This window comes from Martelella mediterranea (assembly GCF_021021415.1).
Taxonomy (GTDB): Bacteria; Pseudomonadota; Alphaproteobacteria; order Rhizobiales; family Rhizobiaceae; genus Martelella; species Martelella mediterranea_C.
Genome location: NZ_JAINWJ010000004.1, coordinates 151,256 through 177,548 on the forward strand (window position 1 = coordinate 151,256; position 26,293 = coordinate 177,548).

Here is a 26,293-nt window from a genome sequence, read left to right on the forward strand (position 1 = left end):
TGTGGCGGAGGGCCGCGACCCAGGCGCGCCCTCCCGGCGCGTCAGCCCGATAACTTTATTGCATAATGTAAAATTTATTTTTACAATACGTCAAATAAAAAATCTCGGGAGTGACCAGCATGCTAAAGGACGTCAAGCCTCAGATCCGGATCGGGGTCGTGGGGTGCGGAAACATTTCAAAGGCTTATCTGCACAATGCCGCAATGTTTCCGGCAATCAGGCCGGTGGCCTGCGCCGATCTCAATTCCAGCGTCGCAAAGGCGCGAGCGGACGCATTCGGGATCAGGGCCGTGGACTATGACGAGATGCTGGCGTCTTCTGAAATCGATCTGATCCTCAACCTGACAGTGCCGACCGCGCATTTCGATGTCTCGATGCAGGCGCTTCAGGCCGGCAAGCACGTGTTCACCGAAAAACCTCTCAGCGCCACTTTTGCGGAGGGACGCAGACTGGTTGACGAGGCCAGGGCACGGGACCTGTTGATCGGATCGGCGCCGGACACGTTTCTCGGTGCGGCCGGCCGCTATGCGCGTCAGCAGATCGAGACGGGCGTGATCGGCCGGGTGGTTAGCGGCACGGCCTTCATGATGGGCCGCGGCATGGAGCACTGGCACCCCGATCCAACCTTCTATTATCAGCCCGGCGGCGGGCCGGTCCTGGATATGGGGCCATATTACCTGACCATGCTGGTCAACCTGCTCGGGCCGGTACGGCGCGTTCAGGCGACGGCGACCAGCGCTTACACGGAGCGTTTTGTCAGCGCAGAGGGGCCGCTGAAGGGCAAATCCATTCCGGTCAACACGCCCACAACGGTCGCCGCTCTGCTGGAGTTCGACAAGGGCGCGCAGATCACATTTGTCGCCTCATGGGATGTCTTCCGCCATTCCGGCCGCCAGATCGAACTGCATGGCACCGAAGGCTCGCTCGGCCTGCCCGATCCCGACAATTTCAGCGGCGTGGTCAGCCTCTCCAGGCTTGGCGCGCCGTGGCAGGATGTGGATACCGCGACCATGTCCTTCGGGGCGCTGAACTGGCCGCTCGATGCGCCGGACCGCGGCAATTATCGGATGCTGGGGCTTGCGGACATGGCGCAGGCTCTCGTCGAAGGCAGGAATCCCCGTGCATCCGGCGCGTTGGCGCTGCATGTTCTCGATGTGATGCAGGCGATCCTGTGCGCGGGCGAGACCGGCGAGGCCGTGGCCGTTGATCCGGTCGATTGCCAGCCCGCTATTCTGGATGAGGCTGAAGCCGAGGGGCTTTTGGCATGACCGAACTTGATGCTTCCGCGGCATATGCACTTGAAAGGATGGCGTCCGCGAACGCGCCCTCGATCGCGGAGCTGACGCCCCAGGCGGCCCGCCTTCAGTTCGATGCGGGATATGCCGCAAGCCAGTTGAGGCACGAGGATGTGGCGCAAACCGCGGAAGACGACTGGGACGGGCTGCGTGTCAGGATCTGGCGCGGGCACGGGGCCGAGCCCAATGGCCGCGGGCTGCTTTACCTGCATGGCGGCGGCTGGGTGATCGGCGGCATCGGCTCGCATGAGGAGATATGCCGGCGGCTCGCCAACCGCGCACGCGCCGTCGTCGTTTCGCCAGACTATCGACTTGCGCCCGAAACGCCTTTTCCCGGCGCGATCGAGGATTGCGTCGCAGCTCTCTCTCATCTTGCCCGGAACGCTGCCGCGCTCGATATCGACCCGGCGCGGATCGCTGTCGGCGGCGACAGCGCCGGCGGCAACCTTGCCGCCGTGCTGGCCCTTCTGGCGCGCGATGGAAAGGCCCCGGATATCGCCGCGCAACTGCTGATCTATCCGAATACCGATCAGACCCAGGATAGCGAGAGCTTTCGCTGTTTTGGCGAAGGCTACGGCCTGACCGCGCGGGAAATGGGCTGGTTTCGCGACCACTATCTGCCAAGGGAAGCTGACCGGACGGATTGGCGCGCAGCACCACTGAAGGCTCCCTCACTTCAAGGTGTTGCGCCGGCGGCGGTCATTCTCGCCGGGCATGATGTGCTTTATGCGGAGGGCGCTGCCTATGCAGCGCGGCTGACGGATGAGGGCAGGGCGGTTGTGCGCTGCTGGCCCGGGCAGATCCACGGCTTCCTGTCGATGTCGGCCCTGATCCCCGAGGCGGCCGAAGCCGCCCATTGGCTGTGCGATGCCTGGCTGGACATCGCGCCCTGATCCACCGCGTCCTGGCTTCAGGCGGATCGTCGCATCATAAGGGTCGAGCGAATCTGCTTTCGGCGCGGCACTACCTTCACGCCAAGCGCCTGGGTTTCGATGACTTCGATGAGTTGTTGCACGGTTTCGGAGGCGATTGTCTCGGTGTCCTGAGCGGTGGTTGTCAGCGACGGCCAGAAATACTGGCTGAGGGGATGGTCGTCATGTCCGGCGACGCGAATATCGTCATCCCGTTCCCGACCGACCTTCAGTCCGGCCTCGCAGGCGGCGGAAATAACGCCGAAGGCGATGCGGTCATTGGAGCAAAGCAGGGTTTTGCCCGGCAGGCCATTTGCCAGAAGCCGTTGCATCTGCTCGCGGCCCAGGCGCTCCATATCCCATGAGACCTCGGAATCGAAATCCACGATCAGCGGCTCGTGCCCTTCGGCTTTCATGGCCTGGCGGTAGGCATTCTGCCGGATCAGCACATTGTCGGTAAGGTGCGGCCCCTCTATCAGCACGGGCGGCTCGCCGGAACGGCAGAGATACTGGACCATGGCTCTCATGCCAAAATCATGGTCGTTGCTGACGAACGGCACATCGTCGCCCATCGGCACATCGAAGCTGACAACCGGGATCTCACTCTTCAAACGATCGAAAACGCCCGGCCGCGATTGGTTGCCCAGAGGGGCGACGATGACGCCGGCCACCTTGAAGTCGAGCATTCGCTGGACGGCCTCTTCCTCAAGGTCGGCTGCCGTCTTGGATGAAATCAGGATTGGCCGCATGTCGCTGCCGCGCAGGGCGGTTTCGATGTGGGACGTGAACTTGGCAAAGAACGGGTCGTAGATTGTCGGCACGATAATGCCGACATTGATGGCCATCTTGCTGCTGAGGTGACGCACAAACGAGTTCGGCTCGAAATCGGACTGCTTCAGGACCGCCTCAATACGCCGGCGGGTCACCGGTTTGACGTCCAGCGGATTGTTGAAATATTTCGCGATCGTAGGTCGCGATACGCCACAGGCCTTGGCGAAATCTTCCATAGACTTAAAGGTTTTGCCCGCCATGCCCTCTTCCCGGTGCATCCTCGCTTCGATTGAACGCTTCTACACTGGAGCAGCGAAGTTTACAAATTTCACATATTGAAAAATAGTCAGTTCGCGCTGGCGACGTTCCAGCGCGCTGTGATCCTTGATGGTGCAGGTCGATAGAACACGGCCCATATGCGCTTCAAGAGAAGAAAACGTCACCGCGTTGAAAAAGCGGATCAGCCCAGCCCGGCGCGAACACCTTCCGCAGTGATGCCGCCGGCGACACCGCTCCTGTGATCGCTACCGTCGCGGACCGTGAGGGACTTGCTTTCACTGCGGCCTTCATGCACCGTCACGGCCTGTGATCTTTGAATCTGGCAGGCGGGGGAGGCGGCGATGGTGGACTGGCTGGCAAGGCGATGGGTTACCGCGGCGCTGTTCATGGCGTGCGGTTTCATGGCGCTGGCACCGGCAATCTTCCTCGCCTTCTCCGGTTTCGTAACGCTCATCTATCTGCACCTGCCGATCTACATGTTTCATCAATTCGAGGAACATGAGGGAGACCGGTTCCGTCGCTTCGCGAATGAGCGGCTGTTCGGCGGGAAAGACGTGTTGCGCCCGGTCGACGTCCTCGTGGTCAATCTGCCGATTGTCTGGGGGGTTAACCTGTTCGCATTCTATGCCGCGCTGTTGCTGTGGCCGGCAGCGGCCCTCGTGGCGCCCTATCTTCTCTTCGTCAACGCCGTGCTGCATATCGTGACCACGCTGCGGCTGCGGTGCTACAATCCCGGCCTCGTTACCGCGATCGTGCTGTTCCTGCCGCTGAGCGTCGCCACCCTTTTGAGCGCGCGCGCGATGTCGGGCATCACGATCCTGGATCACGCTTTCGGCCTTGCTGCGGCGCTCGCCATCCATCTCGCCATCATGGCGCAGTCCGGCTGGCGCTACCGCCATGCGGCGGGCGCGGTGAAGACCTGACGGTTTCACATCACCGCGCATGCCGGCCGTGCATCGAAAATCTCCTGTCAGTCATCCTGGAGACCAGTCGCATAGCATCGGCAATGCGACGATTACGACACGGACAAGGGCAGGCGCGCGGGCAAATGCCGCTGTCGCAAAACTGAAACAGCTCTCTGGTTAGGTGCGCGTTGCCTATCGCCAATGTGATTCCGCAATCGCGGAAACCGGAGTTTTTGATGTCCCGTTCGCCCCATTCCCGCATGTCTTCCATCCGAAACAGACGCACGCTGTTCATGCTGAGCGCCAGCGTCTTCGTGCTGGGCGGCCTGTCTCTCATGGCGACGGCCGAGGCCGCGGATTTCACCGTTCCGCCGGCTTCCGGTTCGCAGACCGTTTCGGGGGATGACAGGGGCGTGATCGAAAGCGGCGCGACGCTCACGGCGACGGACGCTCAGGCGATCCTCTGGGACGGTTCGGCGACCGGCGGCGGTATTTCCATCATCAATAACGGCACGATTGACGGCAAGAAGGAACGGGCCATCGACACCGAAGACGATGTCAGCGGGCGTTTTGCGCTCACCAATAATGGCACGATCAAATCGAAGAAAGCCGATGCCTTCCGCGTCGACAGCGCGCTGGAAAACGGCACGGTGATTGTCGACAATTCCGGCATCATCACCACGGATGGCGGTCAGGCGCTCGATTTCAACAGCGCTACGTCCGAAAGCGCGGCCGTCGGCATCACCAACCGCGCCGACGCGACGATCACCTCCAGCGACACCGATGCCATCCGTCTGGGGGCCGGCACCATCACGCTCGTCAATGACGGCACGATTTCGACAACGAAATCGGACAAGCGCGCCATTTCCTTTGACGACGACGAGAATTTCGAGACTCTCTCTTCCTTCGCGCTGACCAATGGCGTTTCCGGCGTGATCACCGCCACCGATGACGCGTTGAAGATCAAGGCGGACAAGGACAGCAGCCACGCAGCCTCGATTACCATCGACAATGCCGGCGAGATCTCGTCCTCCGATGGCGGTCAGGCGCTCGACCTTGCCGATATCATCGCCGCCGGTTCGACCATCACCATCACGAACAGGCAGAGCGGCACGATCTCGGCCGCCGACAATGACGGCATCAAGGCCGGCAACGGCACCATTGTCGACAATTACGGACTGATCCGCAGCGATTATGCCGAGGGAGAGGCAAGCGATCAGAACAACAGCGCAATCAAGCTCGATAATGAAGATGCCGACGGCATGGCGCTCACCGTCAACAATTATGCCGGCGCGACGATTACCGGCGCCTATCATGGCGTCAAGGCTTCCGGTGAGAACGATGTGCTGATCGTCACCAATGCCGCTGGCGGCACGATCGAGGGCCGCAACGGTTCCGGGGTGAATTCCAACGGCTCGGGCAGCATCGTCAATTACGGCCTGATCTCCGGCACGTTCGACCCGGCCGCCGATTTCGGCGACGGCGACGGCGTCGATTTCGACCATCGCGGCGAGTTCTACAATTACGGCCAGATTCTCGGCCTCGGCTCCAAGGGCACCAAGGGGGGCGAGACCAAGCCCTCGACCAGCGAGGCGATCGCGACCGGCGGCGGCATCATCGTCAACGGCAGCGCGGATTACACCGGGGCGCTGATTTCCGGCGCGGATAACGGCATTCTCGACGACAACAGCAATAATGGCGACGCTTATGCCGCCTTGACCGTCACCAATTACGGCACGATCGAAGGCAAGGACGGCTTCGGCATCAAGATGGTCAACGACGCCGGCACGTTCGGCAATACGGTGATCAATTACGGCGCCATCAAGGGCACCGAATACGCCGTTTCGATGGGCAATGGCGATGACCGCTTCGTCTATCAGGCCGGCAGCAGCGTGACTGGCTATGTCGATGCCGAAGGCGGGACCGACACGTTCGAATTCGGCGCGCGCGACGGCGCCTTCGATCTCGGCCTTCTCGGCAGCACTGCCACCTATCGCAATTTCGAGGCGCTTGCTTTCGCTTCTGGCTCGAACTGGACCCTGTCCGGCGAGACCGCAATCGCGTCCGCCATGACGCTTTCCGGTGCGACGCTCAGGCTTGACGGGTCGCTTGCCAATATTGCTCTCGATATGGGTGCGGGCGCGTGGCTTGCGGGCAATGGCACGATCGGCGACCTGACGGTTGGCGACGGCGCGACCGTCTCTCCTGGCAATTCCATCGGCCTGATCAATGTGGCCGGCGACGTCAGCTTCGCGCCCGGTTCGACGCTGATCATCGAAACCGATGGCATGTCGGGCGCGGCCGATCTCGTCGCGGCCACCGGCAGCGCAACGCTTTCGGGCGGAAACCTGTCGCTGATGATGGCCGATCCGGCCGCCAACTGGAGCAACGCATACACCGTGCTGACGGCAGATGGCGGCGTGTCCGGAAGCTTCGACAACGTGTCCTCCAATGCTGGCTCGATCTTCCTTGCGACCGGGATCGATTATGGCGCGACCGTCGTGACCGTTCAGATGGCGCGCAACAATGTCGCCTTTGCCGACTACGCGGTAACGGCCAATGAAAGGGCCGCCGCCAACGCACTCGACGCCCTGCCGCAATCGAGCGCGCTCTACGGCGCGGTCGTGGTTCAGGATGGCGCCGGCGCGACGGAAGCCTTTGATGCATTGTCCGGAGACATTCACGCCAGCCTCAAGACCGGCCTGATCGAGGACAGCCGTTATGTCCGCGCCGCGGCTTTCTCGCGCCTTGATGACGCCGTGGGCGCGCCGGGTTTCTGGCTGCAGCCCTTCGGCGGCTGGGGCACGACGGATGGCGACGGCAATGCGAGCGGGCTTGACCGCAGCACCGGCGGCGTCCTCGGCGGTGGCGATTTTGCGCTTGGCGACACGGCCCGCGCCGGCATCGTCGCCGGCTATCAATCTTCGCGCTATGAGGAAGACGGCAGCGACGCGAAGGCGACAGCCGATACCTTCCTGCTCGGCGTCTATGGCGGCGGCGAATGGCAGGGCTTCGGCCTCAGCGCCGGCGCGGCCTATGGCTGGTCGACGGTCGATACCGCCCGCACGGCGGCATTTCCGGGCTTTTCGGAATACCTTTCCGGTTCGACCGATGCGGGCACGGCGCAGATCTTCGGCGAGGCCAGCTACCAATTCGACATGGGTGCGGCGACGCTTCAGCCCTTCGCCAATCTCGCCTATGTGAACCTTCACACCGACGGCTATTCGGAGACCGGTGGCGCGGCGGCGCTTTCCGTCGCATCCGGCGATACCGACACCACGTTCTCGACGCTCGGCCTTCGCGCGTCCACCGATTTCGATATTTCCAATGGCGGCTCCGCCAGTCTTTCCGGCATGATCGGCTGGCGTCATGCCTTCGGCACAACGGTGCCCAACGCCGCGAACAGCTTTGCCGGTGGCATGCCGTTTGTCGTCGACGGCGCGCCGATTGCCGAAAACGCTGCGGTCGTCGAGGCCGGCCTCGATTTCGACCTCGGCGCCTTCGGCAAGGACGGCAAGGGGCGGGCCGCGCTCGGTGTGTTCTACGCCGGCCAGTTCGGCGACGGCTCCAGCGACAATTCGGTTCAGGGCCGGCTCACGCTCACCTTCTGAGGCGGAGGCCCTTCGGTTCTGATTGCGCGGCACGGCGGATCGTTGGGGGCGCGACCGATCATGCCAGAACACTTTCGACAATACGCTCAAGCTTTTCGGAGATGGCCGCCACGTGCGGCCATTGTCTTGCTGTCTGGAAAATGAGGGCTATTCAGCGACCGTCCGCGCCTGAACGCCTGCCATTTGCGTATCGAATGACGGAAAGCTATTGAAATAACAGCGATAGCAAACAAGACTTTTGGGTGGAGCCGCGATGACCTTCGAGCAATTGCGCATCTTTGTCGAAGTGGCCGAGCGGCAGCATGTCACGCAGGCCGCGCAGGCGCTCAACATCGCCCAGTCCGCAGCCAGCCACGCGATCGCCCAGCTCGAGGCGCGCTATGATGTGCAGCTTTTCTACCGCGTCGGGCGGCGGATCGAGCTGTCCGAGGCCGGCCGGGCGCTGCTCACCGAGGCGAGCGCGATCCTCGGTCAGGTGGAGCGCGCCGAACTGGCGCTGAGCGAGTTCAGCACGCTGTTGCGCGGGACGCTGCAGGTCGAGGCGAGCCAGACGATTGCAAGCTACTGGTTGCCGGCACGGCTTGCCGCATTCCGTCGCACCCATCCCGGCATCAACCTGCGCATGAAGATCGAGAACACCCAGCAGGTCGCCGAGGCGGTGCTGACCGGGGCCGTGGAGCTTGGTTTTGTCGAGGACGAGGTTGCGCATCCGCAGCTTGTCTGTCACCCCGTCGCAGCCGACCGGCTGATCGTCGTCGTCGCGCCCGAGCACCCCTGGGCGGGGCTGAAGCGGCTTGACCCCGTCAAGATGTCGGAAAGCAGTTGGGTGCGGCGCGAGACCGGCTCGGGCACGCGGTCCGCCTTCGAGCATGCCGCTCTCGCCATGGGCGCGGATGTGGCCGGCTTCCGCATCGCGATGGAACTGCCGTCCAACGAGGCGGTGCGCGCGGCGGTTGAGGCCGGGCTCGGGGCGGCCGCGATGTCGGCTTCGGTTGCGGCGCCCAGCCTGGAGGCGGGATTGCTGCATCACGTCCCGATCGAATTGCCGGAACGCCAGTTCCTGGCCCTGCGTCTTGCAGCCCGCCGCCCGACCCGCGCCGTGACGGCGTTCCTGAACCAGTTGGGCATTGTCGAGCCGATCAGCGGCGCGGAAGCCGAAAGACAGGTTTGAGCTTTCGGCCTGACCATGGATCATGGGCGAAAAGGCGGATCTTGGTATTTTGCGAACCCGACGCAAGGTCGAACAATGGCGCGACGTCGTTGGTAACTGATCGCTGCACCGGCTTTCCTGTCCCTGATCCATCATGAATCCAGATTGAATGCATCCGATCAGAGTATTGGACCGTGTCGCCGGCCTTATCTACTTATGCGTTAACCGGAATTCCGGATGAGGAAGCCGACAATGCGCAAGACCCGTGACGAAGGTATCAAACCTCAGGCCGAACATACGATCGAAAGCCCGGATGCGGGCAGCGCTTTGACCGGGCCGCAATTGCCGCCCCAGGGCCACGAGCCCGACTACCGCTTCACGCTTGCCAACGAAAGAACCTTCCTTGCCTGGGTGCGCACGGCGCTGGCGCTTCTGGCCGGCGCGGTGGGGCTGATGCATTTCGCCAAACCGCTGACCGGCCTCGACCCCGACAAGCTGTTCGGCATCGTGCTGGCTGCGGCCGGCCTTGTGGCGATCATCTATGCGACCTGGCGCTGGCACAACGTGCAGCGGGCCATGTCTCATGACGCGCCGCTGCCCGGCGGCACGGCCATCTGGTTCCTGTCCGGCCTCATCATCCTGTCCGGCAGTCTCGCCGGGATCACCGCACTTGTCACCGGAGGGCTGCTGTGATGCGGAAAGGACAGGCTCATGAGCGAGCGCCTCATTCCGGGCCGACCCGGATTGCAGCCCGAGCGGACGGACCTCTCCTGGGTGCGCACCGCGCTGGTGGTGGCCATCGACGGCGGGTTGTTGCTTCTGCGCGAGGGCGGGTCGCCGGGCCTGCTGTCAATTCTTGGCGGCAGCTTCGCCATGGCGCTTGCCATCATGATGGTGCTGACCGGCATGAGACGCACGCGCCTGCTGCGCCTGCGTCCACTGCCGCATCACCTCGCGCCGCGACAAGAAGTGCTGATCACCGGCATCTCTGTCGCCTTGTTGGGAGCGCTCACGCTCCTGATGATCGTCGTTCGCTGACCACGGTGGCATTCCCATCGTTTCCGATCGTCCTCACCTTTGAAGGAGTCTCAGATGGCGCGCAATGATCGCGGTGCGAACGCAGCCCCGTCGCAGCAAGCCCTGCGTGACAGTCCCGCCCCGGATGAGGGCGACGGCGTCGTCACCTCGCCAAAGATCGGCGACCATGTGGCGAAGACCACCTGCTACATGTGCGCCTGTCGCTGCGGGATCGACGTGCATATCCGCGATGGCAAGGTGCGCTATATCAACGGCAACAAGGACCATCCGGTCAATCGCGGGGTGCTCTGCGGCAAGGGCAGCGCCGGCATCATGCAGCATTACAGCCCGGCGCGGCTTAAAAAACCGCTGCTGCGCACCGGCCCGCGCGGCAAGGGCGAGTACCGCGAGATCGCGTGGGACGAAGCGCTTTCCATCGTCACGGAGCGGCTTGCCCGCATCCGTTCCACGGACCCGAAGAAGCTGGCCTTCTTCACCGGCCGCGACCAGTCGCAATCGCTGACCGGCTGGTGGGCGACGCAGTTCGGCACGCCGAATTTCGCGGCCCATGGCGGCTTCTGTTCGGTCAACATGGCCGCGGCCGGGCTCTATTCCATCGGCGGCGCGTTCTGGGAATTCGGCGAGCCCGATTGGGAGCGCTCGAAATATTTCATGCTGTTCGGCGTCGCCGAGGACCATGATTCCAACCCGATCAAGATCGGCCTCGGCAAGCTCAAGGCCCATGGCGCCAAGGTTGTCGGCGTCAATCCCTGTCGCACCGGCTATAACGCGATCGCTGACGAATGGATCGGCATCCGCCCGGGCACGGACGGGCTGTTCGTGCTGGCGCTCGTGCATGAGCTGTTGCGGGCGGGCAAGGTCGATCTTGATTACCTGATCCGCTACACCAATCTGCACCAGTTGGTCATTCGCGAGGAGGGCGCGGCCGACGACGGCCTGTTCCTGCGCGATGGCGACGGCAATATCCTGAGCTGGGAGCGCGAGAAAGGCACGACGGCCATTTCCAGCGACCCGACAATTGCCCCGGCGCTGACCGGCACCTTTCATGCGCTTGGCCGCACCGTCAGCCCCGCCTTTCAGATTCTTGCAGAACGCTACCTCTCCAAGGAATACGCGCCGGATGCGGTTGCCGACAAGTGCGGCGTGCCCGCCGCCACCATCCGCCGCATCGCGGCGGAACTCGCCAAGGTCGCCTTCGAGGAGGAAATCGAAATCCCCGTCGCCTGGACCGACTGGGCGGGCCGCGAGCACAAGACGATGAAGGGCCGCCCGATCTCGATGCACGCCATGCGAGGCATCTCGGCCCATTCCAACGGCTTCCACACCTGTCGCGCCATCCACCTGCTTCAGGTTCTGCTCGGAACCGTCGATGTGCCCGGCGGCTTCCGCTACAAACCGCCCTATCCGAAGCCGGTGCCGCCGCCGCTGAAGCCCGCGGGCAAGGATGGCAGCAAGCCGAACACGCCGCTTTCGGGCGCGCCGCTCGGCTTCGTCACCGATCCCGCCGACCTGCTGGTGGATGAGAAGGGCGGCCCGATCCGCATCGACAAGGCCTATTCCTGGCAGGCGCCGTTTTCGGCCCACGGGCTGATGCACATGGTCATCCGCAATGCCTATGAGGGCGATCCCTATCCGATCGACACGCTGTTTCTCTACATGGCGAACATGGCGTGGAACTCGTCGATGAACACATCCGAGACGATGCGGATGCTGACGGCGAAGGACGAGAATGGCGAGTACAGGATCCCGTTCATCATCTATTCCGACGCCTATCATTCCGAGACGGTGTCCTATGCCGATCTGGTGCTGCCGGACACGACCTATCTGGAACGCCACGACTGCATCAGCCTGCTCGACCGGCCGATCAGCCATGCGGACGGGCCGGGCGATGCGATCCGTCACCCGGTGCTGGAACCCGACCGCGACGTGCGCGGTTTCCAGTCGGTGCTGATCGATATCGGCGCAAGGCTCGGTCTGCCGGGCTTCGTCAATGAGGATGGCAGCGCGAAATACCGCGATTATGCCGATTACATCGTCAATCACGAGCGCAGCCCCGGCATCGGCCCGCTCGCCGGTTGGCGCGGCGAGAACGGCGACCAGCACGGCCGCGGCGCGCCGAACAAGGACCAGCTCAAGCGCTATATTGAACATGGCGGCTTCTGGCATCACGATTTCAGGCCGGAGGAACGGTTCTACAAGATGGCCAACAGGGCCTATCTGGAGACGGCGGTGCAGTTCGGCTTTCTGTCGAAGCCCGAGCCGATCATCTTCCAGATTTATTCCGAACCGCTGCAGCGCTTCCGCCTTGCCGCGAAGGGCCACGGCCCGATCCAGCCGCCCGAGGCCGAGCGCGACCGGGTCGCCACCTATTTCGATCCGCTACCGTTCTGGTCCGAGCCGCTCGAACAGTCGCTGGTTTTTGCCGATGACTACCCGATCCACGCGCTGACGCAGCGGCCGATGTTTATGTACCATTCCTGGGGTTCGCAGAATGCCTGGCTCAGGCAGGTGATGAACCAGAACAAGCTGTTCGTGCATCGCAATCTCGCCGCCAGCCTGAACCTCGTGGATGACGACTGGGTCTGGATCGAAAGCCCGCACGGGCGGGTGCGCGGCCAGATCTCGCTGGTCGAGGGCGTGAACCCCAATACGGTGTGGACCTGGAACGCCATCGGCAAGCGGCGGCGGACCTGGGGTCTGCACGAAAATGCCGGGGAATCGAACCGCGGCTTCCTTCTGAACCATGCAATCACCGAACTGCTGCCGCCCGATGCCAAGGGCCGCCGGTTCTCCAATTCGGACCCGGTGACCGGGCAGGCCGCCTGGTTCGACCTGCGCATCCGCCTGATCAAATGCACGCCGGAAGAGGCCGGGAGCACCGAGCCTCTGGAACCGCCCGTCGAATTGCCGCCGGGCCTTTCCGAGGGACCCGACAAGCTCACTTACGGCGCGGAGTTCAAGCCGGCACACAAACCAAGGGAGCGCGCGAAATGACCTGTCTTCCCGAAAAGACCGACCGCAAGCTCGGTCTCGCGATCGATCTCGATACCTGCGTCGGCTGCAATGCCTGCGTCACCTCGTGCAAGGAATGGAATGCGGGCGGCCACATGGCCCCGCTGACCGATCTCAACCCCTATGCCGACAAGGTGGACGGGGTGTTCTTCAACCGCGTCCACACCTATGAGCAGGATACGCCGAAGGGCGGGGCCACCATCCACTTCCCCCGCTCCTGCCTGCATTGCGAGACGCCGGCCTGCGTCACGGTCTGTCCCACCGGCGCGTCCTACAAGCGCGCCTCGGATGGCATCGTGCTGGTGGACGAGGACAAGTGCATCGGCTGCAAGCTGTGCTCCTGGGCCTGTCCCTATGGCGCGCGGGAATTCGATGTCGATGTCGGCGTGATGAAGAAATGCACGCTCTGCGTCGACCGGATCTACAATGAAAACCTCGCCGAGGAGGACCGGGTGCCGGCCTGCGTCGCCGCCTGTCCCACCGGCGCGCGCCATTTCGGCGATTTCGGCGATCCGGACTCGGCGATCTCGAAGCTTTCCGAGGAACGCGGCGGCGTCGCGCTGATGCCGGAGCTCGGCTACAACCCGACCAACCGCTACCTTCCGCCGCGCCCCAGGCGCGATGCCGCCACCGCGACGGATGCCCTGCCGCTTGAGGACGCCGCGCCCGAGGGCGGCTTTCTTGGCTGGGTCGATCGCATGCTTTCGAGGTAGACGCCGATGCATCCCGCCTTTTCCGTCATCTTCTTCACCACCGCGTCCGGCGCGGGCTATGGCCTTCTGTTCCTGCTGGGGCTTGCCGCCGCCTTCGGCCTGCTGCCGCCCGATCCGTGGCTCGGTGTCGTCGGCTTCGGCCTGTCGCTCGGCCTGATCTCGGCCGGGTTGTTGTCGTCCACCGCCCATCTCGGCCGCCCGGAGCGCGCCTGGCGCGCCTTCAGCCAGTGGCGGTCGTCCTGGCTTTCGCGCGAAGGCGTTTCCTCCGTCGCGACCTATGTCCCCGCTGTCGCGCTCGCCTTCGGCTGGGTGATCCTGCAGGCCAGCGGCGGCTGGATGGCGCTCGCCGGCGCGCTCGCCGCCATTGGCGCGGTCGCGACCGTCATCATGACGGCGATGATCTACGCCTCGCTCAAGCCCGTCGCGGAATGGCACGGTCCCTGGACGCTGCCCTGCTACCTCGTCTTCGCCGCGATGACCGGCCTGACGCTGCTCAACGCGCTGCTTGCCATTTTCGGTCCCGCAAGCCGGTTGGTCGCCGCGCTGGCGGTGCTCCTTGCGCTGGCAGGGTGGGCGGTCAAGCGCGGCTACTGGGCCTATCGCGACAGCGGCAGGGCACAGCCCACCACCAATCAGGCGCTCGGGCTGGGCGAGGGCCAAATCCGACAGGTGCAGTCCCCGCACAGCGAGCAGAACTACCTGCTGAAGGAAATGGGCTATCGCGTCGCGCGCAAGCATGCCGCAAGGCTGCGCCTGATCGCGCAAGCGCTTGCCTTTGCCCTGCCGGCAGCCTGCCTGTTGCTGTCGATGCTGCTTCCCGGACCGCTGGCGCTGGTGCTCGCCCTTACCGCCGTGCCCCTGCAACTTGCCGGCATGCTGGTCGAACGCTGGCTGTTCTTCGCCGAAGCGCGGCACACGGTGACGCTTTACTACGGTTATTGAGCCAGAGATGTTTTAAGTCCGCGGGGTTTCCAGCGCTTCGAGCTCGTCTTCGGTGAGTACGCGGGACCGGGTCAGAAATCGCTTCTCGCGGCCATTGTCGAGGCTGAACATGCCGCCGCGACCGGGCACCACGTCGAGGATCAACTGGGTGTGTTTCCAGGCCTGAAACTGCGGGCCGGAGATCCAGACCTCCGCACCTTCCACCGTGCCGAGTTTCACATCGCCGCTGCCGAGGTGAAATTCGGCTTTCGGATAGCACATCGGCGACGAGCCGTCGCAGCAGCCGCCGGACTGGTGGAACATGATCTCGCCGTGGTCGGCCTTGATCTCGCGGATGAGCTCTCGCGCCGCAAGCGTCGCGGTTACCCGGCTGCCCTTTTCGGCGCCGGCAGGCAGGTCGGCATCGGTGACGCAGTGGATGTTCGGCTTTTCCATATCCGTCTCCTTGTTGAACCGAAAGCGAACGGGCGAAGCCGAAGCTCCGCCCGCCACCTGGGAGGATTCCCCTGGCCTCAGAAGAAGCCGACCTTCTCGGTCGAGTAGCTGACCAGCAGGTTCTTGGTCTGCTGATAGTGATCGAGCATCATCTTGTGGGTCTCGCGCCCGATGCCCGACTGCTTGTAGCCGCCAAAGGCCGCATGGGCGGGATAGGCGTGGTAGTTGTTGACCCAGACGCGCCCGGCCTGGATGTGGCGGCCGAAGCGGTAGCAGGTGTTGGCATCGCGCGACCACACGCCGGCGCCGAGGCCATAAAGCGTGTCGTTGGCGATTTCGAGCGCCTCGGCCTCATCCTTGAAGGTGGTGACGGAGACCACGGGGCCGAAGATTTCCTCCTGGAACACGCGCATCTTGTTGTGCCCCTTGAGGATCGTCGGTTCGATATAGTAGCCGCCCGAAAGCTCGCCGCCGAGATCGGCCGCCTTGCCGCCCAGAAGCACTTCCGCGCCTTCCTGGCGGCCGATATCGAAATAGCTGAGGATCTTTTCCTTCTGCTCGCTCGATGCCTGCGCGCCGATCATGGTGTTGTCGGCGCGGGGGTCGCCCTGGATGATCGCCTTGGTCCGGGCAATCGCCTTTTCCATGAAGGCGTCGTAGATATCCTCCTGGATCAGCGCGCGGGACGGGCAGGTGCAGACCTCGCCCTGGTTGAGCGCGAAGAACACGAAGCCCTCGACCGCCTTGTCGAGAAAGCCGTCATCCTCGCGCATCACATCCTTGAAGAAGATGTTGGGCGATTTGCCGCCAAGCTCCAGCGTCACCGGAATGAGGTTTTCGGTGGCATATTGCATGATCAGCCGGCCGGTCGTGGTCTCGCCGGTAAAGGCGATCTTGGAGATGCGCGGGCTCTGCGCCAGCGGCTTGCCGGCCTCGAGCCCGAAACCGTTGACGATGTTGAGCACGCCGGGCGGCAGAATGTCGGCAATCAGCTCCGCCAGCACCAGGATCGAGGCGGGCGTCTGTTCGGCGGGCTTCAGCACCACGCAGTTGCCGGCGGCAATCGCCGGGGCCAGCTTCCAGGCGGCCATCAGGATCGGGAAGTTCCACGGGATGATCTGGCCGACCACGCCGAGCGGTTCATGGAAGTGATAGGCGACGGTGTCGTCGTCGATCTCGCTCATCGTGCCTTCCTGGGCGCGCAGCGCGGAGGCAAAGTAGCGGAAATGGTCGGCGGCAAGCGGGATATCCGCATTCATCGTCTCGCGGATCGGCTTGCCATTGTCCCAGGTCTCGCAGGTGGCGATCAGGGCAAGGTTGGCCTCGATCACATCCGCGATCTTAAGCAACGCGCGGGCGCGGTCGGCCGGCGAGGTCGAACCCCATTTCGCCTTCGCCGCATGGGCCGCATCCAGCGCGAGCTCGATATCGGCGGCGTCGGAACGGGCGATCTCGTTAATCGCTGCCCCGGTGATCGGCGTGGTATTGGTGAAATAGCGACCGTTCTTCGGCGGTACGAACTTGCCGCCGATGAAGTTGTCATAGCGGTCCTTGAAGGGGGATTTCAAAAGCCCTTCGGGTTTGGTCATCTCGTTCATGGCATTTCCTCCCATAACGTTTGAACGTTGGCTATGAGGAAGATCATGAGCGTCTGCATCGCCGCCGTCACCCGGGTGAAAGGTGAGGATGTCGCGTTCTGTCTCAATTCTGAAACAGTTCGAGAGGAAAAAAGCGACCCGGCGTCAAAATCCGGTAATGCCGAGCCGTTTCATCCGGCGATAGAGCGTGGCCCGGCTGATTCCGAGCGCGCGTGCCGCAGCCTGAACATTGCCGTTCATCCGGGCGAGCGCTTGGACAACCACGGCATGCTCGGCGGCGTCGAAGCCGCGTTTTCCGGTATCGTTGCCAAGCAGATCCGCCGCCGGTATCGGGGTGAAGTCGCCGGAAAGGGCGAGGCCCAGCGCCTGCCGGGCCGAACGGGTCGCCGCGACCACCAGATCATCATTATCGACCGCGATCAGCGCGGTGACCGCATCGTCGCCGCCGGCGCCACCTTCGGCAAGCAGGATGCGATAGCCCGGATGGCTGGCCCGAAAGCAGTCCGCTTCTATCTGCCGCGCGGTCTGCTGCACCAGCGCGGCAATCATCTGATTGGCGGATGCGGTCTGGTCGGCGCGCGCCGATGAAACGTCGAGCGCCCCGATCAGCCGTCCGTCGGGCCCGAAGATCGGTGCATCAATGCAGCTCATGGCGGTGTTGCGATTGAAAAAATGCTCGTCGCGATGGATGATGAGCGCGCGGCCCTCGGCAAGGCAGGTGCCGATGCCGTTGGTGCCCTCGACGGATTCCGACCAGCTTCGTCCCTCTCGCAATCCCCAAAGTTCGAAACTCTCGCGGTCGGCGTCGCGATAGCGGTGTTCGAGAACGAAGCCGTCGGCATCGCTCAGGAATACGCCGCAGGCTGACTGTGAAACGCAACGGAACAGGCGGTCGAGGCGGGCGCCGGCGATCGAAACCATCGGGTCTGCGCGCTCGCGCCGTTCGCGCAGTTCGGCGCTGCCGAGCCTTCTTTCCCCGGTGTCGGTTGCGCCGGCCGGATCGAGCTTGTGCTGGACCAACGACCGCCACCACGATGCCGCGACAGGCGAGAAGGCCGGTTCTTTCGAAGAAAGGGCCGTCGCCAGAACGGTTTCGGCATGGATATGAGCATCCGTTACCCTTGATGGAAAAACCATCGGCATTTCCTCCCATGTCGCGCAGCCTGATATTTCGCGCCTCGCTTGGCGATGCGGCCTCATGGCGCCACCGGCTGTCTCCTCCCGCCGGCCGCTTCCTTGTCCGGCGTCCCATCCTACAGTATTACGTCGCCGCGGTCATCCATGACCTTTGCCCAATATCGCCGCTGACCGGTTGCGAGCGGTTTGCGGTTTGAATTCATCGGGCGTGCTCGGTCTGAAGCGCTTACGCCGATCGCGTCCGCCGGAGCGTTTCGGAGGGGCTTTCGCCATAGGCCGTGCGATAGGCGGAGGCAGCGCGGCCGAGATGGCCGAAGCCCGAGGCCAGAACGGCGTCGGCGACGGAAAGCCCGGGGCCGGGCTTGAGCAGAAGCTCGCGCAATTTCTGCAGCCGGGCCTTCTGCACGCCGTCCGAAAGCGTGTGGCCGCGGGCCTTGCGATAGGCATCCTGCAGGGTGCGCAGCGGCAGGCCGGCGGCGGCGGCGATATCCGCCATCGCGATCGTATCGGCCGCATGCATCTGGATGAAGTCGTCGGCCTTCTGCACCGATAGCGGCCCCGCTGCGGCCGCCGGCGCATGCAGCATATCGGAGCGGTTGTTCTCAAGCCCCGTCAGGAGCAGCGACAGCAGGCCGTCGCGCAGCATGACGCGGTAGGAATCCGGCAGCGCCGCGCCGCCTTCCGCTGCCTCGAACAGCAGGCGGGCATGGGACATGACGCTGGCGCCCACCGGCGTCGTCAAATCGACGCCGGGCTCGAATTCGAGCGGCGTCGCCGCGCGATGGGTCAGCGTCTCGAAGAAATCCTCGACCACGCGCCGGCGCATCAGCACGATCAGCTTTTCGCAATTCTCCCGCCAGACCATGCGTGAGGCGAGCGTCGGCGACAGCAGCGATGCGCGGCGGCCGACCTCGACCTCCGTCACCCGCGTGCCGCAACGCACATTGGCAGCGCCGGCGACCGGAAGCTGCAGCAGAAAGAAATCGGAAAGCTCGCCCGGATCGATTTCAACCTCCGCGCCATAGGCGACGAAATTCACCGAATAGCCCGGCTGCTCGACGGCGTTGTGGACGGCGTGGAAGCCGTCGGCGCGCCGGTCGCGCACGCTCAGGAAGTGGGGACAGAAGATGCGGCCGATCGCGTCGCGCGCCTCATCGACGCTCTTGGTGTCGACGAGGCCATGATGCTTCAAGGGTGTGGCATGCGTAGCGATCATCGGGGGCTTCCCAATCGAAAACAAGGCACGTCTGCCGAAAACGGACAAGGCGTTGCGCAATCCGGATTGCGGTTCGTCAAGTTCGGCGGATGATTAATTTAAACATAAAATGAATGGGAAATCCATTCGCAATCGCGGGAACGAAAATATGGGAAGCGGACTCTTCCGTGCCGGCATGCGTCGTCTTGCCGGAGGCGTGACCATCATCACATCGCTGGATGCCGAAGGGCGGCGCTGCGGGATCACAGCAACGGCGGTCTGTTCGCTGTCGACCGATCCGCCTTCGCTGGTCGCCTGCGTCAATCGCGAGACCTCGATTGCCGCGGTCGTCGAACAGCGCGGCGTCTTCGCCGTCAACGTGCTGGCGACAGCCCAGCGCGCGGTTGCCGAAACATTCGCGGGCCGCACTGGCCATCAGCGCGAGGACCGGTTTTCGGTCGGCGACTGGAGCGTTGCGGAAACCGGCGCACCGGTGCTCGCCGATGCCACCGTGAGCTTCGATTGCCGGCTGGCGGAGAGCGTGACCTTCGGCACCCACATGATCCTGATCGGCAGGGTCGAGGCGACCCGCTGCGCCGACGGCGAAGCCCCGCCATTGCTCTATGGCGACGGCGCCTTCCTGACGACCTGCCTGGCGGCATCGCCGGCCTGATTTTCCGAAATCTCTTGCAACAATAAAGGGGAAGCCATCATGAAAGGTCTGAACGGAAAGACCGCCATCATTTCCGGCGGCGCGACGCTGATCGGGCAGGGCATCGCAACGGTGCTCGCGGGTTACGGCATCGACGTCGTGATTGCCGATATCAACGCCGAGGCCGGCGAAAAGGCGGCGGCCACCACCGGCGCGCGCTTCATCGCCACCGACATCACCAGGGACGAGGATATCGCCGCGCTGGTCGCAAAGACGGTCGAGGAAACCGGTCGGCTCGACTATCTCGTAAACGTCGCCTGCACCTATCTGGATGAAGGCGCGGAGACCAAGCGCGCCGACTGGCTCGCCGCCCTCGACGTCAACATCGTCGGTTCGGTAATGCTGATGCAGGCGGCGCGGCCGCATCTTGCCAAAAACAAGGGCGCGATCGTCAATTTCGGCTCGATCTCCGCCCGCGTCGCCCAGACCGGACGCTGGGTCTATCCGGTCTCCAAGGCCGCGATCCTGCAACTGACGCGCAACCAGGCGATGGACCTCGCCCCCGAGGGCATTCGCGTCAACGCGGTCTCGCCCGGCTGGACATGGTCCAACATCATGCAGGAACTGACCCACGACACCCGCGCCAAGGCGGACAGCGTCGCAAAGCCCTTCCACCTGCTCGGCCGCACCGGCAGCCCGGATGAGGTCGGCGAGGCGGTCGCCTTCCTGCTTTCCGACAGCGCGAGCTTCATCACCGGCACGGATATCCGCGTCGACGGCGGCTACACGGCGATGGGGCCGGAACAGGCCGAACCGGCGATCCCGCTGCTGATGGACTGATCCCGCAACAACAAACAATCCACGAAAAGGGGAATGACATGACGAAACATTTCACCATTGTCGGCGGCGGCCAGTCCGGCCTCCAGCTCGGCATCGGCCTTCTGAAGGCCGGCCATGCGGTGCGCATCGTCCAGAACCGCACCGGCGAGGAGATCGAAAAGGGCAAGGTCCTTTCCAGCCAGTGCATGTTTGATGCCGCGCTCCAGAACGAGCGCGATCTCGGCATCAATTTCTGGGAGGCCGAATGTCCGACGGTCGACTCCATCAACTTCACGGTGCCTGCGCCGGATGCGCCGGGCGTCAAGGCGATCGACTGGAACGGCAAGCTCGACAGCTACGCCCAGAGCGTCGACCAGCGGCTTAAAATCCCGCGCTGGATGAAGGAATTCACCCGTCTCGGCGGCGACATGGTGATCCATGACGCAAGCCTCGACGATCTCGAAACCTATGCGAAGGAAAGCGACCTCGTAATCGTCGCCGCCGGCAAGGGCGACATCGCCAAAATGTTCGAACGCGACCCCGAGCGCTCGCCCTATGACCGGCCGCAGCGTGCGCTGGCGCTGACCTATGTCACCGGCATGGCGCCGCGCCCGGATCACTCCGCGGTCAGCTTCAACCTCATCCCCACGGTCGGCGAATATTTCACCTTTCCGGCGCTGACCACGACCGGCCCGTGCGACATCATGGTGTTCGAGGGCATTCCCGGCGGGCCGATGGATTGCTGGAAGGGCGTGGTGTCGCCGGAGGATCATCTGGCGAAGTCAAAATGGATTCTCGACACCTTCCTGCCGTGGGAAGCTGAGCGCAACACGGATATCGCGCTCACAGACGATAACGGCATTCTCGCCGGCGCGTTTCCGCCCACGGTGCGCAAGCCGGTCGGGCGTCTGCCGTCCGGCGCGATCGTGCTTGGTATGGCCGATGCCGTCTGCCTCAACGACCCGATAACGGGGCAGGGTTCGAACAATGCCTCCAAGGCGGCGAAATGCTATCTTGATGCGATCCTCGCCCATGGCGACAATGCCTTCGACGAGGCCTTCATGGTCGCCACTTTCGAGGCCTACTGGGCTTACGCACAGTTCGTGGTCGGCTGGACCAACGCGCTGCTCGCCCCGCCGCCGCCCCATGTGCTCAACATCATGGGCTCGGCCCAGGCCTATCCGGAACTGGCGAAACGCATCGCCAACGGCTTCAACGATCCGCGCGACTTCTTCCCGTGGTTCGCGGTTCCCGAAGAGGCGGATGCCTATCTGACACGGCTTGCCGCTTAAGGGCAGGGTCTCCACCTCCGTCATGCCGGCCTTGTGCCGGCATCCAGGGCGGCAATGACCTTCCTTTCTGTTCCTCGCTGAGGAAACGGTCCCCGCACGGCCCTGGACCCCGGCTCAGGGCCGGGGCGACGGCATTGCGGCCGTCTTCGGCGCGACCATTGCGCCGCGCTGGACTTGATGCCACGCATTGTATCAATATGATCGTCTGTCGCGGCAGTGGGCCGCATGTCCTGGAGGGGGCGGTTTTGGACTTCGAGAACACCGTGAGCTATCGGGCGAGCGACCCGCTCGAAGCCGAATACTACATGACCCGGTCGTTCTGCGATCATCGCCTCGAGGTCTATGCCGGCCGCGAGGTCGGCTTCCGCCACCATGCCGTGAAGACGGCCTGCGGGGCCTTCAACCGCCTCGAATACGGCGCCGAGATCGAGGTCAGCGCCCATGGCTTCGAGGAATTCTACATGCTGGAAATGCCGCTGAGCGGCGGAGTGCGGATCGACTTCGGCAAGGAGGAAATCAACTCCGCGCCCGGTCAGGCGCTGCTGCTATCGCCCGGGCCGCGGTTCCGTTCGCGCTGGCAGGCGGCCACCCGGCAATGGATGCTTCAGATCGACCGCTGTCGGCTGGAACAGCGGATCGCGCGGCTCACCCATCGCGCTAAGGCCGAGGCGCCGGTGTTCGACCCGCTGATCGATCTGCAAACCGCGCATGGACGGCGTCTCCTGGAAGCGTTTCAGGTGCTGGCGGCCGATCTTTCCGAGGGCGGTGACGCGGACGATCCGCACCGTGAGGCGATCACCGATCGCATCATCGATCTGATTTTAGGCAATATTCCCTATCTGAACGGCCAGTCGGTCGTGCCCGACCGCCTGAGCGCCACGCCGCGCCATGTGAAGCGGGTGATGGACTTGTTTCACGCCCGCTTCGGCGAACGGCTGTCAATGTCGGCCGTCGCATGGGAGATCGGCGTTTCGGAGCGGGCGCTTTATGAAGGTTTCCAGCGCCACTACCAGAAGACGCCCTATGAAATGCTGACCCGGATTCGCATGGAAGAAGCCCGGCGGCTGATCATCGAGGACGGGCTGTCGGCCAGCGATGCCGCCCGGCGCGTCGGCATGCGCCATCTCGGCCGCTTCTCCTCCGCCTATCGCGCCCTGTTCGACGCCCTGCCGTCCGAGGACAGCAAGAGCCGGCACTGAACTACGCCGTATGTCAGGCGACGCTCGCGATCATAAGCCGCCAATTTTCATCTTGACCTGATGTATGAATGTATATTTATATATTCATATTTAGAGATGGAGCTTTGAAAATGATTGATGGTGCCAAGAACGGCGAGCCAGGCAAGCAAGACGAGCACCAACACGACCATGACGGCCACCACGGCCACGCGCATAGCCATGGCGACGGACATCACAGCCACGCGCCGACCGTTTCGCGCAACAATGAGCGCGTGGTGCTGATCGGTCTGTGCCTGACGGCCGGTTTCATGGTGGCTGAATTTGTCGGCGGCTGGCTGTCGGGGTCTCTGGCGCTGATCGCCGATGCCGGGCATATGCTGACGGATACCGCTGCGCTCGGGCTTGCCTGGGCCTCGTTCCGGTTCGGGCGCCGGGGCGGCGATGAAAAACGCACCTTCGGCTATATGCGCTCCGAGGTGCTGGCCGGCTTCGTCAATGCGCTGGCGCTGTTCCTGCTTACCATCTGGATCGCCTATGAGGCGGTCGAACGCCTGATCACGCCGGAACCGGTGTTGGCGGGGCCGATGCTGGTCGTCGCCATACTGGGGCTGTTCGTCAATATCGGCGTGTTCCTGCTGTTGATGCGGGGCGACCGCGACCACGTCACGATAAAGGGCGCGCTGCTGCATGTCGTCGGCGACCTGCTGGGGTCCGTCGGCGCGATTACCGCCGCCGTGATCATCTATTACACCAACTGGACGCCGGCCGACCCGATCCTGTCGGTGCTGATGTCCGTTCTTATTCTGCGGGCCGCCTGGGCGCTCCTGCGCAGCGCGGCGCAGATCCTGATGGAGGGAACGCCGAGCAATATCGAGATCGAGGAATTGCGCCGCTACGTGCTGAACGAAGTAACCGACGTCAGCGATGTCGCCCATGTCCACGTCTGGTCGATCACCTCGGGCCGGCCGGCGGCGACCCTAGAAGTCAGCCTTGCGCAGGATGGCGATGCCGCAACCGTCGCCGATCGCGTCAAGGCGGTGCTGGCAAGGCGCTACGATATCCGCCACGCGACGATCGAGATCAATTGGGGGCAGCATCCGGCGGATTGCCCGCTGGAGGCCCCGGCATGAGCGTCTGTCCGGACGATGATCCGGTGCATTTCGAGGAGATGCTCGCCGACAGGCAGGCGCAGATTGCCGTGGCCGCCGAGACCTTCAAGCTTCTCGGCGACCCCACCCGCCTCAAGATCCTGCTCGCCTGCCTAAGCGAGCCGGTGGCGGTCGGCGATATCGCGCGCAAGGTGGAGGCCTCGCCCTCGCTCGTCAGCCACCATTTGCGCCTGTTGCGGGGCGCCCGGCTGGTGCGGCGCACCCGAAAGGCGCGGCAGATGTATTACGAGGCTGCCGATCACCACATCGAACACATCGTCTCCGACATGATCGCCCATGCCAGAGAGCATGACGCGATGGATGATGCCGACCCGTGAACGCGTTGCGTCCGGTCAAGCGAGTGCCGGCCGGTTTTCAGCCATCAGAGCCTCGGCATCCGCGCCGGCCGGACTACGCATCGGGGTCGAGGGGTCGGTCGCCGCGCGATAGACGGCGTCGGCGACATCCTGCGGCCGGGTCACCAGATCCGCCGGGGCCGCAGCCCATTCAGCGAAAACCGCGTCGGCGATCTCCTTGTAGGTTTCCGGAATGCGCATGCCATCGGGCGAAAGCGAAGCCGCGTTCTTGCCGAAATCGGTTGCGGGCGCGCGACCCGGCAGCACGAGGCGGACGCCGATGTCGAAGGGCGCGAGTTCAAGCGCCAGGCATTCGCTGAATGCGTTGATCGCCGCCTTGCTGGCCGTATAGACCGACAGGAGACGAAGCGGGCTGAGCGTCACCGTCGAGGTGACGTTGACGATCATGCCGGCGCGGCGCGCGCGAAACTGCGGCAGGAAGGCCTGGGTCAGCGCCATCACGCCGATCGTATTGGTCTCGAAAACCTTGCGGATGACGTCGACCGGCGAGCCCTCGAGCGCATTGAGCCAGCCGACGCCGGCATTGTTGACGAGAATGTCGACCGGGCCAGCGGCCTCCACGACGGAGGCGATGCTGTTGGGATCGGTCACGTCGAGCGGCAGCAGTTTGAGGTTTTCGGATGCGGGAAACAGGCTGGCGTCCGGTTTGCGCATCGTGGCGATGACCCTGAAGCCATGATCCAGAAAGGTTTTCGCGGTTTCAAGGCCGAAGCCGGACGAGCAGCCGGTGATGAGAACGGTTTTCATGGAAACTCCTTTGCACGGCACGGCAGACACGAAGGGGCCTGCTGCCCGCTGAACTGAATGGGTGAAAACGACAGACACGAAACGCCGTGCCGACAATGCCAATATAGACAGGGGCATCCGGACGCACCATAATGGATCATCGCGTTCACATCATTGAAAGTCCTGTTTTGACAGATCCGCTTGCCGATATCGTCTCATTCCTGCAGCCGCGCGCGCCCTATTCCAAATGGGTCACGGGCGCCGGTCCGTGGCGCATTCGCCGGGAACAGACCGGCCAGGTGTTCTATGCCCTGGTGCTGGAGGGCGCGATCCGGTTCCGGGCGGACGGAAGGGAAGAGGTAACGCTCGCCCAGGGCGATTTCGTGCTGGTGCCGTCCTCTTTCGGCTTCACCACCACCAGCGCCACCGAGAGGCCGGAAGCCGGGATCGTGACCACGCCGGTTCATCTCGGTAATGGCGCGCTCAGGGTTGGACGGACCGAGGGGCCTCCCGACTGCCAGTATCTCGTCGGCCATTGCGTCTTCGGGTCGCCGGATGCGGCGCTGCTGGTCTCGCTGTTGCCGGAAACCGTGGTCGTGCGCCGCGACGAGCGGCTTGCATCGCTCGCCAGGCTGGTGCGCGACGAAACGCTGTCGAGACGCGCGGCGCGCGATGTTGTGCTCGAACGGTTGCTGGAAGTGCTGTTTATCGAGGCGTTGAGGTCAACGGCGGCTTCCGATTCCGCGCCCGGCCTGCTGCGCGGTCTCGCCGACCAGAGGCTCGCCGAGCCGATCCGGGCGATGCATCGCGAACCCGCCCGCGCCTGGACGGTCACCCAGCTTGCCGATCTGGCGGCCCTTTCGCGCTCATCCTTCTTCGCCCGTTTCAGCCGCACCATGGGCATGCCGCCGATGGAATATCTCTACCGCTGGCGGATGATCCTCGCAAAGGACCTGCTCAAGCATGGGCAGATGCCGGTAGCCGCCATCGCCGAACGCGTGGGCTACGGCTCCTCAAGTGCTTTCAGTCTCGCCTTCACCCGCCACACCGGCCTCGCCCCCGCCCATTTCGCGCGGGCGGAGATCAAGGCGGCGGAATAGCGAAAGGCC

At 63.8% G+C, this 26,293-nt stretch carries 23 protein-coding genes; 17 read left to right on the forward strand and 6 right to left on the reverse strand.

Annotated elements, in window-relative coordinates; translation table 11 throughout:
* Positions 1 to 119: 119 nt before the first annotated feature.
* On the forward strand, positions 120 to 1,268 hold the full coding sequence (locus K7H91_RS02500; RefSeq protein WP_230718615.1) for a Gfo/Idh/MocA family protein: 1,149 nt from the start codon (positions 120 to 122) through the stop codon (positions 1,266 to 1,268).
* Positions 1,265 to 2,188 carry an alpha/beta hydrolase gene (locus tag K7H91_RS02505; protein WP_230718616.1) on the forward strand — a complete coding sequence of 308 codons (924 nt, stop codon included), beginning with the start codon at positions 1,265 to 1,267 and terminating at the stop codon, positions 2,186 to 2,188. The genes K7H91_RS02500 and K7H91_RS02505 overlap by 4 nt, the downstream gene beginning before the upstream one ends.
* Before the next feature lie 17 nt (positions 2,189 to 2,205).
* Here K7H91_RS02505 and K7H91_RS02510 read toward each other — a convergent pair whose 3' ends face one another.
* On the reverse strand, positions 2,206 to 3,237 hold the full coding sequence (locus K7H91_RS02510; RefSeq protein ID WP_230718618.1) for a LacI family DNA-binding transcriptional regulator: 1,032 nt from the start codon (positions 3,235 to 3,237) through the stop codon (positions 2,206 to 2,208).
* A gap of 360 nt (positions 3,238 to 3,597) precedes the next feature.
* On the opposite strand from K7H91_RS02510, the gene K7H91_RS02515 reads away from it, so the two are divergent.
* The 8 genes from K7H91_RS02515 (at position 3,598) to K7H91_RS02555 (ending at position 14,627) form a co-directional block, all read left to right on the forward strand.
* A complete protein-coding gene (locus K7H91_RS02515; RefSeq protein ID WP_230718620.1) occupies positions 3,598 to 4,179 on the forward strand; it encodes an HXXEE domain-containing protein in 582 nt (193 codons plus the stop codon).
* 218 nt (positions 4,180 to 4,397) lie between these two features.
* Positions 4,398 to 7,772, forward strand: coding sequence for an autotransporter domain-containing protein (locus K7H91_RS02520; protein WP_230718622.1), 3,375 nt, complete (start codon positions 4,398 to 4,400; stop codon positions 7,770 to 7,772).
* Positions 7,773 to 8,025: 253 nt separating this feature from the next.
* Positions 8,026 to 8,943: a LysR substrate-binding domain-containing protein gene (locus K7H91_RS02525; RefSeq protein WP_230718624.1), complete on the forward strand. Its 918-nt coding sequence runs from the start codon at positions 8,026 to 8,028 to the stop codon at positions 8,941 to 8,943.
* Positions 8,944 to 9,174: 231 nt separating this feature from the next.
* The gene (locus K7H91_RS25530) at positions 9,175 to 9,615 is read left to right on the forward strand and encodes a YidH family protein (protein WP_269065881.1); all 441 of its coding nucleotides are present in this window, start codon (positions 9,175 to 9,177) and stop codon (positions 9,613 to 9,615) included.
* Between the two features lie 18 nt (positions 9,616 to 9,633).
* Positions 9,634 to 9,960 carry a DUF202 domain-containing protein gene (locus tag K7H91_RS02540; protein ID WP_230718626.1) on the forward strand — a complete coding sequence of 109 codons (327 nt, stop codon included), beginning with the start codon at positions 9,634 to 9,636 and terminating at the stop codon, positions 9,958 to 9,960.
* Between the two features lie 54 nt (positions 9,961 to 10,014).
* On the forward strand, positions 10,015 to 12,954 hold the full coding sequence (locus K7H91_RS02545; protein ID WP_230718627.1) for a molybdopterin oxidoreductase family protein: 2,940 nt from the start codon (positions 10,015 to 10,017) through the stop codon (positions 12,952 to 12,954).
* Entirely contained in the window at positions 12,951 to 13,685 is a 735-nt protein-coding gene (locus tag K7H91_RS02550; protein ID WP_230718628.1) for a 4Fe-4S dicluster domain-containing protein, read from the forward strand. The genes K7H91_RS02545 and K7H91_RS02550 overlap by 4 nt, the downstream gene beginning before the upstream one ends.
* 6 nt (positions 13,686 to 13,691) lie before the next feature.
* Complete coding sequence (locus tag K7H91_RS02555) at positions 13,692 to 14,627, forward strand: dimethyl sulfoxide reductase anchor subunit family protein (protein ID WP_230718629.1); 936 nt, start codon at positions 13,692 to 13,694, stop codon at positions 14,625 to 14,627.
* Between the two features lie 12 nt (positions 14,628 to 14,639).
* Here K7H91_RS02555 and K7H91_RS02560 read toward each other — a convergent pair whose 3' ends face one another.
* The 4 genes from K7H91_RS02560 to K7H91_RS02575 all read right to left on the reverse strand — a co-directional run bounded on the left by K7H91_RS02560 (position 14,640) and on the right by K7H91_RS02575 (position 19,013).
* Positions 14,640 to 15,062: a DUF779 domain-containing protein gene (locus K7H91_RS02560; RefSeq protein ID WP_230718630.1), complete on the reverse strand. Its 423-nt coding sequence runs from the start codon at positions 15,060 to 15,062 to the stop codon at positions 14,640 to 14,642.
* 77 nt (positions 15,063 to 15,139) lie between these two features.
* Positions 15,140 to 16,651, reverse strand: coding sequence for an aldehyde dehydrogenase (adh, locus tag K7H91_RS02565; protein ID WP_230718773.1), 1,512 nt, complete (start codon positions 16,649 to 16,651; stop codon positions 15,140 to 15,142).
* Between the two features lie 153 nt (positions 16,652 to 16,804).
* Positions 16,805 to 17,797, reverse strand: a complete 993-nt coding sequence (locus tag K7H91_RS02570) for a GAF domain-containing protein (RefSeq protein ID WP_230718631.1) — start codon at positions 17,795 to 17,797, stop codon at positions 16,805 to 16,807.
* A gap of 226 nt (positions 17,798 to 18,023) precedes the next feature.
* Positions 18,024 to 19,013, reverse strand: a complete 990-nt coding sequence (locus K7H91_RS02575; protein ID WP_230718633.1) for an AraC family transcriptional regulator — start codon at positions 19,011 to 19,013, stop codon at positions 18,024 to 18,026.
* Between the two features lie 148 nt (positions 19,014 to 19,161).
* Here K7H91_RS02575 and K7H91_RS02580 point away from each other — a divergent pair, with 148 nt between their 5' ends.
* From K7H91_RS02580 to K7H91_RS02605, 6 genes are all read left to right on the forward strand, one after another.
* Positions 19,162 to 19,665: a flavin reductase family protein gene (locus K7H91_RS02580; protein ID WP_230718635.1), complete on the forward strand. Its 504-nt coding sequence runs from the start codon at positions 19,162 to 19,164 to the stop codon at positions 19,663 to 19,665.
* A gap of 39 nt (positions 19,666 to 19,704) precedes the next feature.
* Positions 19,705 to 20,484 (forward strand): SDR family oxidoreductase, encoded by a 780-nt coding sequence (locus K7H91_RS02585; RefSeq protein ID WP_230718636.1) that lies wholly within the window; start codon positions 19,705 to 19,707, stop codon positions 20,482 to 20,484.
* A 38-nt stretch (positions 20,485 to 20,522) separates the two neighbouring features.
* Positions 20,523 to 21,755 (forward strand): styrene monooxygenase/indole monooxygenase family protein, encoded by a 1,233-nt coding sequence (locus K7H91_RS02590; protein WP_230718637.1) that lies wholly within the window; start codon positions 20,523 to 20,525, stop codon positions 21,753 to 21,755.
* A gap of 245 nt (positions 21,756 to 22,000) precedes the next feature.
* Positions 22,001 to 22,954 carry an AraC family transcriptional regulator gene (locus K7H91_RS02595; RefSeq protein ID WP_230718639.1) on the forward strand — a complete coding sequence of 318 codons (954 nt, stop codon included), beginning with the start codon at positions 22,001 to 22,003 and terminating at the stop codon, positions 22,952 to 22,954.
* 110 nt (positions 22,955 to 23,064) lie between these two features.
* Positions 23,065 to 24,063, forward strand: coding sequence for a cation diffusion facilitator family transporter (locus K7H91_RS02600; RefSeq protein ID WP_230718640.1), 999 nt, complete (start codon positions 23,065 to 23,067; stop codon positions 24,061 to 24,063).
* A complete protein-coding gene (locus K7H91_RS02605; protein ID WP_419197436.1) occupies positions 24,060 to 24,419 on the forward strand; it encodes an ArsR/SmtB family transcription factor in 360 nt (119 codons plus the stop codon). The genes K7H91_RS02600 and K7H91_RS02605 overlap by 4 nt, the downstream gene beginning before the upstream one ends.
* Before the next feature lie 15 nt (positions 24,420 to 24,434).
* Here K7H91_RS02605 and K7H91_RS02610 read toward each other — a convergent pair whose 3' ends face one another.
* Positions 24,435 to 25,205, reverse strand: a complete 771-nt coding sequence (locus tag K7H91_RS02610) for an SDR family oxidoreductase (protein WP_230718642.1) — start codon at positions 25,203 to 25,205, stop codon at positions 24,435 to 24,437.
* Between the two features lie 167 nt (positions 25,206 to 25,372).
* On the opposite strand from K7H91_RS02610, the gene K7H91_RS02615 reads away from it, so the two are divergent.
* Positions 25,373 to 26,284: an AraC family transcriptional regulator gene (locus K7H91_RS02615; RefSeq protein WP_230718643.1), complete on the forward strand. Its 912-nt coding sequence runs from the start codon at positions 25,373 to 25,375 to the stop codon at positions 26,282 to 26,284.
* Positions 26,285 to 26,293: the final 9 nt, after the last annotated feature.

Excerpts from the sequence above, each read along its gene's own strand:
- K7H91_RS02500 (WP_230718615.1), top strand. The coding sequence starts at position 120 with ATGCTAAAGGACGTCAAGCCTCAGATCCGGATCGGGGTCGTGGGGTGC.
- K7H91_RS02505 (WP_230718616.1), top strand. The coding sequence starts at position 1,265 with ATGACCGAACTTGATGCTTCCGCGGCATATGCACTTGAAAGGATGGCG.
- K7H91_RS02510 (WP_230718618.1), bottom strand. The coding sequence starts at position 3,237 with ATGGCGGGCAAAACCTTTAAGTCTATGGAAGATTTCGCCAAGGCCTGT.
- K7H91_RS02515 (WP_230718620.1), top strand. The coding sequence starts at position 3,598 with ATGGTGGACTGGCTGGCAAGGCGATGGGTTACCGCGGCGCTGTTCATG.
- K7H91_RS02520 (WP_230718622.1), top strand. The coding sequence starts at position 4,398 with ATGTCCCGTTCGCCCCATTCCCGCATGTCTTCCATCCGAAACAGACGC.
- K7H91_RS02525 (WP_230718624.1), top strand. The coding sequence starts at position 8,026 with ATGACCTTCGAGCAATTGCGCATCTTTGTCGAAGTGGCCGAGCGGCAG.
- K7H91_RS25530 (WP_269065881.1), top strand. The coding sequence starts at position 9,175 with ATGCGCAAGACCCGTGACGAAGGTATCAAACCTCAGGCCGAACATACG.
- K7H91_RS02540 (WP_230718626.1), top strand. The coding sequence starts at position 9,634 with ATGAGCGAGCGCCTCATTCCGGGCCGACCCGGATTGCAGCCCGAGCGG.
- K7H91_RS02545 (WP_230718627.1), top strand. The coding sequence starts at position 10,015 with ATGGCGCGCAATGATCGCGGTGCGAACGCAGCCCCGTCGCAGCAAGCC.
- K7H91_RS02550 (WP_230718628.1), top strand. The coding sequence starts at position 12,951 with ATGACCTGTCTTCCCGAAAAGACCGACCGCAAGCTCGGTCTCGCGATC.
- K7H91_RS02555 (WP_230718629.1), top strand. The coding sequence starts at position 13,692 with ATGCATCCCGCCTTTTCCGTCATCTTCTTCACCACCGCGTCCGGCGCG.
- K7H91_RS02560 (WP_230718630.1), bottom strand. The coding sequence starts at position 15,062 with ATGGAAAAGCCGAACATCCACTGCGTCACCGATGCCGACCTGCCTGCC.
- adh (WP_230718773.1), bottom strand. The coding sequence starts at position 16,651 with ATGACCAAACCCGAAGGGCTTTTGAAATCCCCCTTCAAGGACCGCTAT.
- K7H91_RS02570 (WP_230718631.1), bottom strand. The coding sequence starts at position 17,797 with ATGGTTTTTCCATCAAGGGTAACGGATGCTCATATCCATGCCGAAACC.
- K7H91_RS02575 (WP_230718633.1), bottom strand. The coding sequence starts at position 19,013 with ATGATCGCTACGCATGCCACACCCTTGAAGCATCATGGCCTCGTCGAC.
- K7H91_RS02580 (WP_230718635.1), top strand. The coding sequence starts at position 19,162 with ATGGGAAGCGGACTCTTCCGTGCCGGCATGCGTCGTCTTGCCGGAGGC.
- K7H91_RS02585 (WP_230718636.1), top strand. The coding sequence starts at position 19,705 with ATGAAAGGTCTGAACGGAAAGACCGCCATCATTTCCGGCGGCGCGACG.
- K7H91_RS02590 (WP_230718637.1), top strand. The coding sequence starts at position 20,523 with ATGACGAAACATTTCACCATTGTCGGCGGCGGCCAGTCCGGCCTCCAG.
- K7H91_RS02600 (WP_230718640.1), top strand. The coding sequence starts at position 23,065 with ATGATTGATGGTGCCAAGAACGGCGAGCCAGGCAAGCAAGACGAGCAC.
- K7H91_RS02605 (WP_419197436.1), top strand. The coding sequence starts at position 24,060 with ATGAGCGTCTGTCCGGACGATGATCCGGTGCATTTCGAGGAGATGCTC.
- K7H91_RS02610 (WP_230718642.1), bottom strand. The coding sequence starts at position 25,205 with ATGAAAACCGTTCTCATCACCGGCTGCTCGTCCGGCTTCGGCCTTGAA.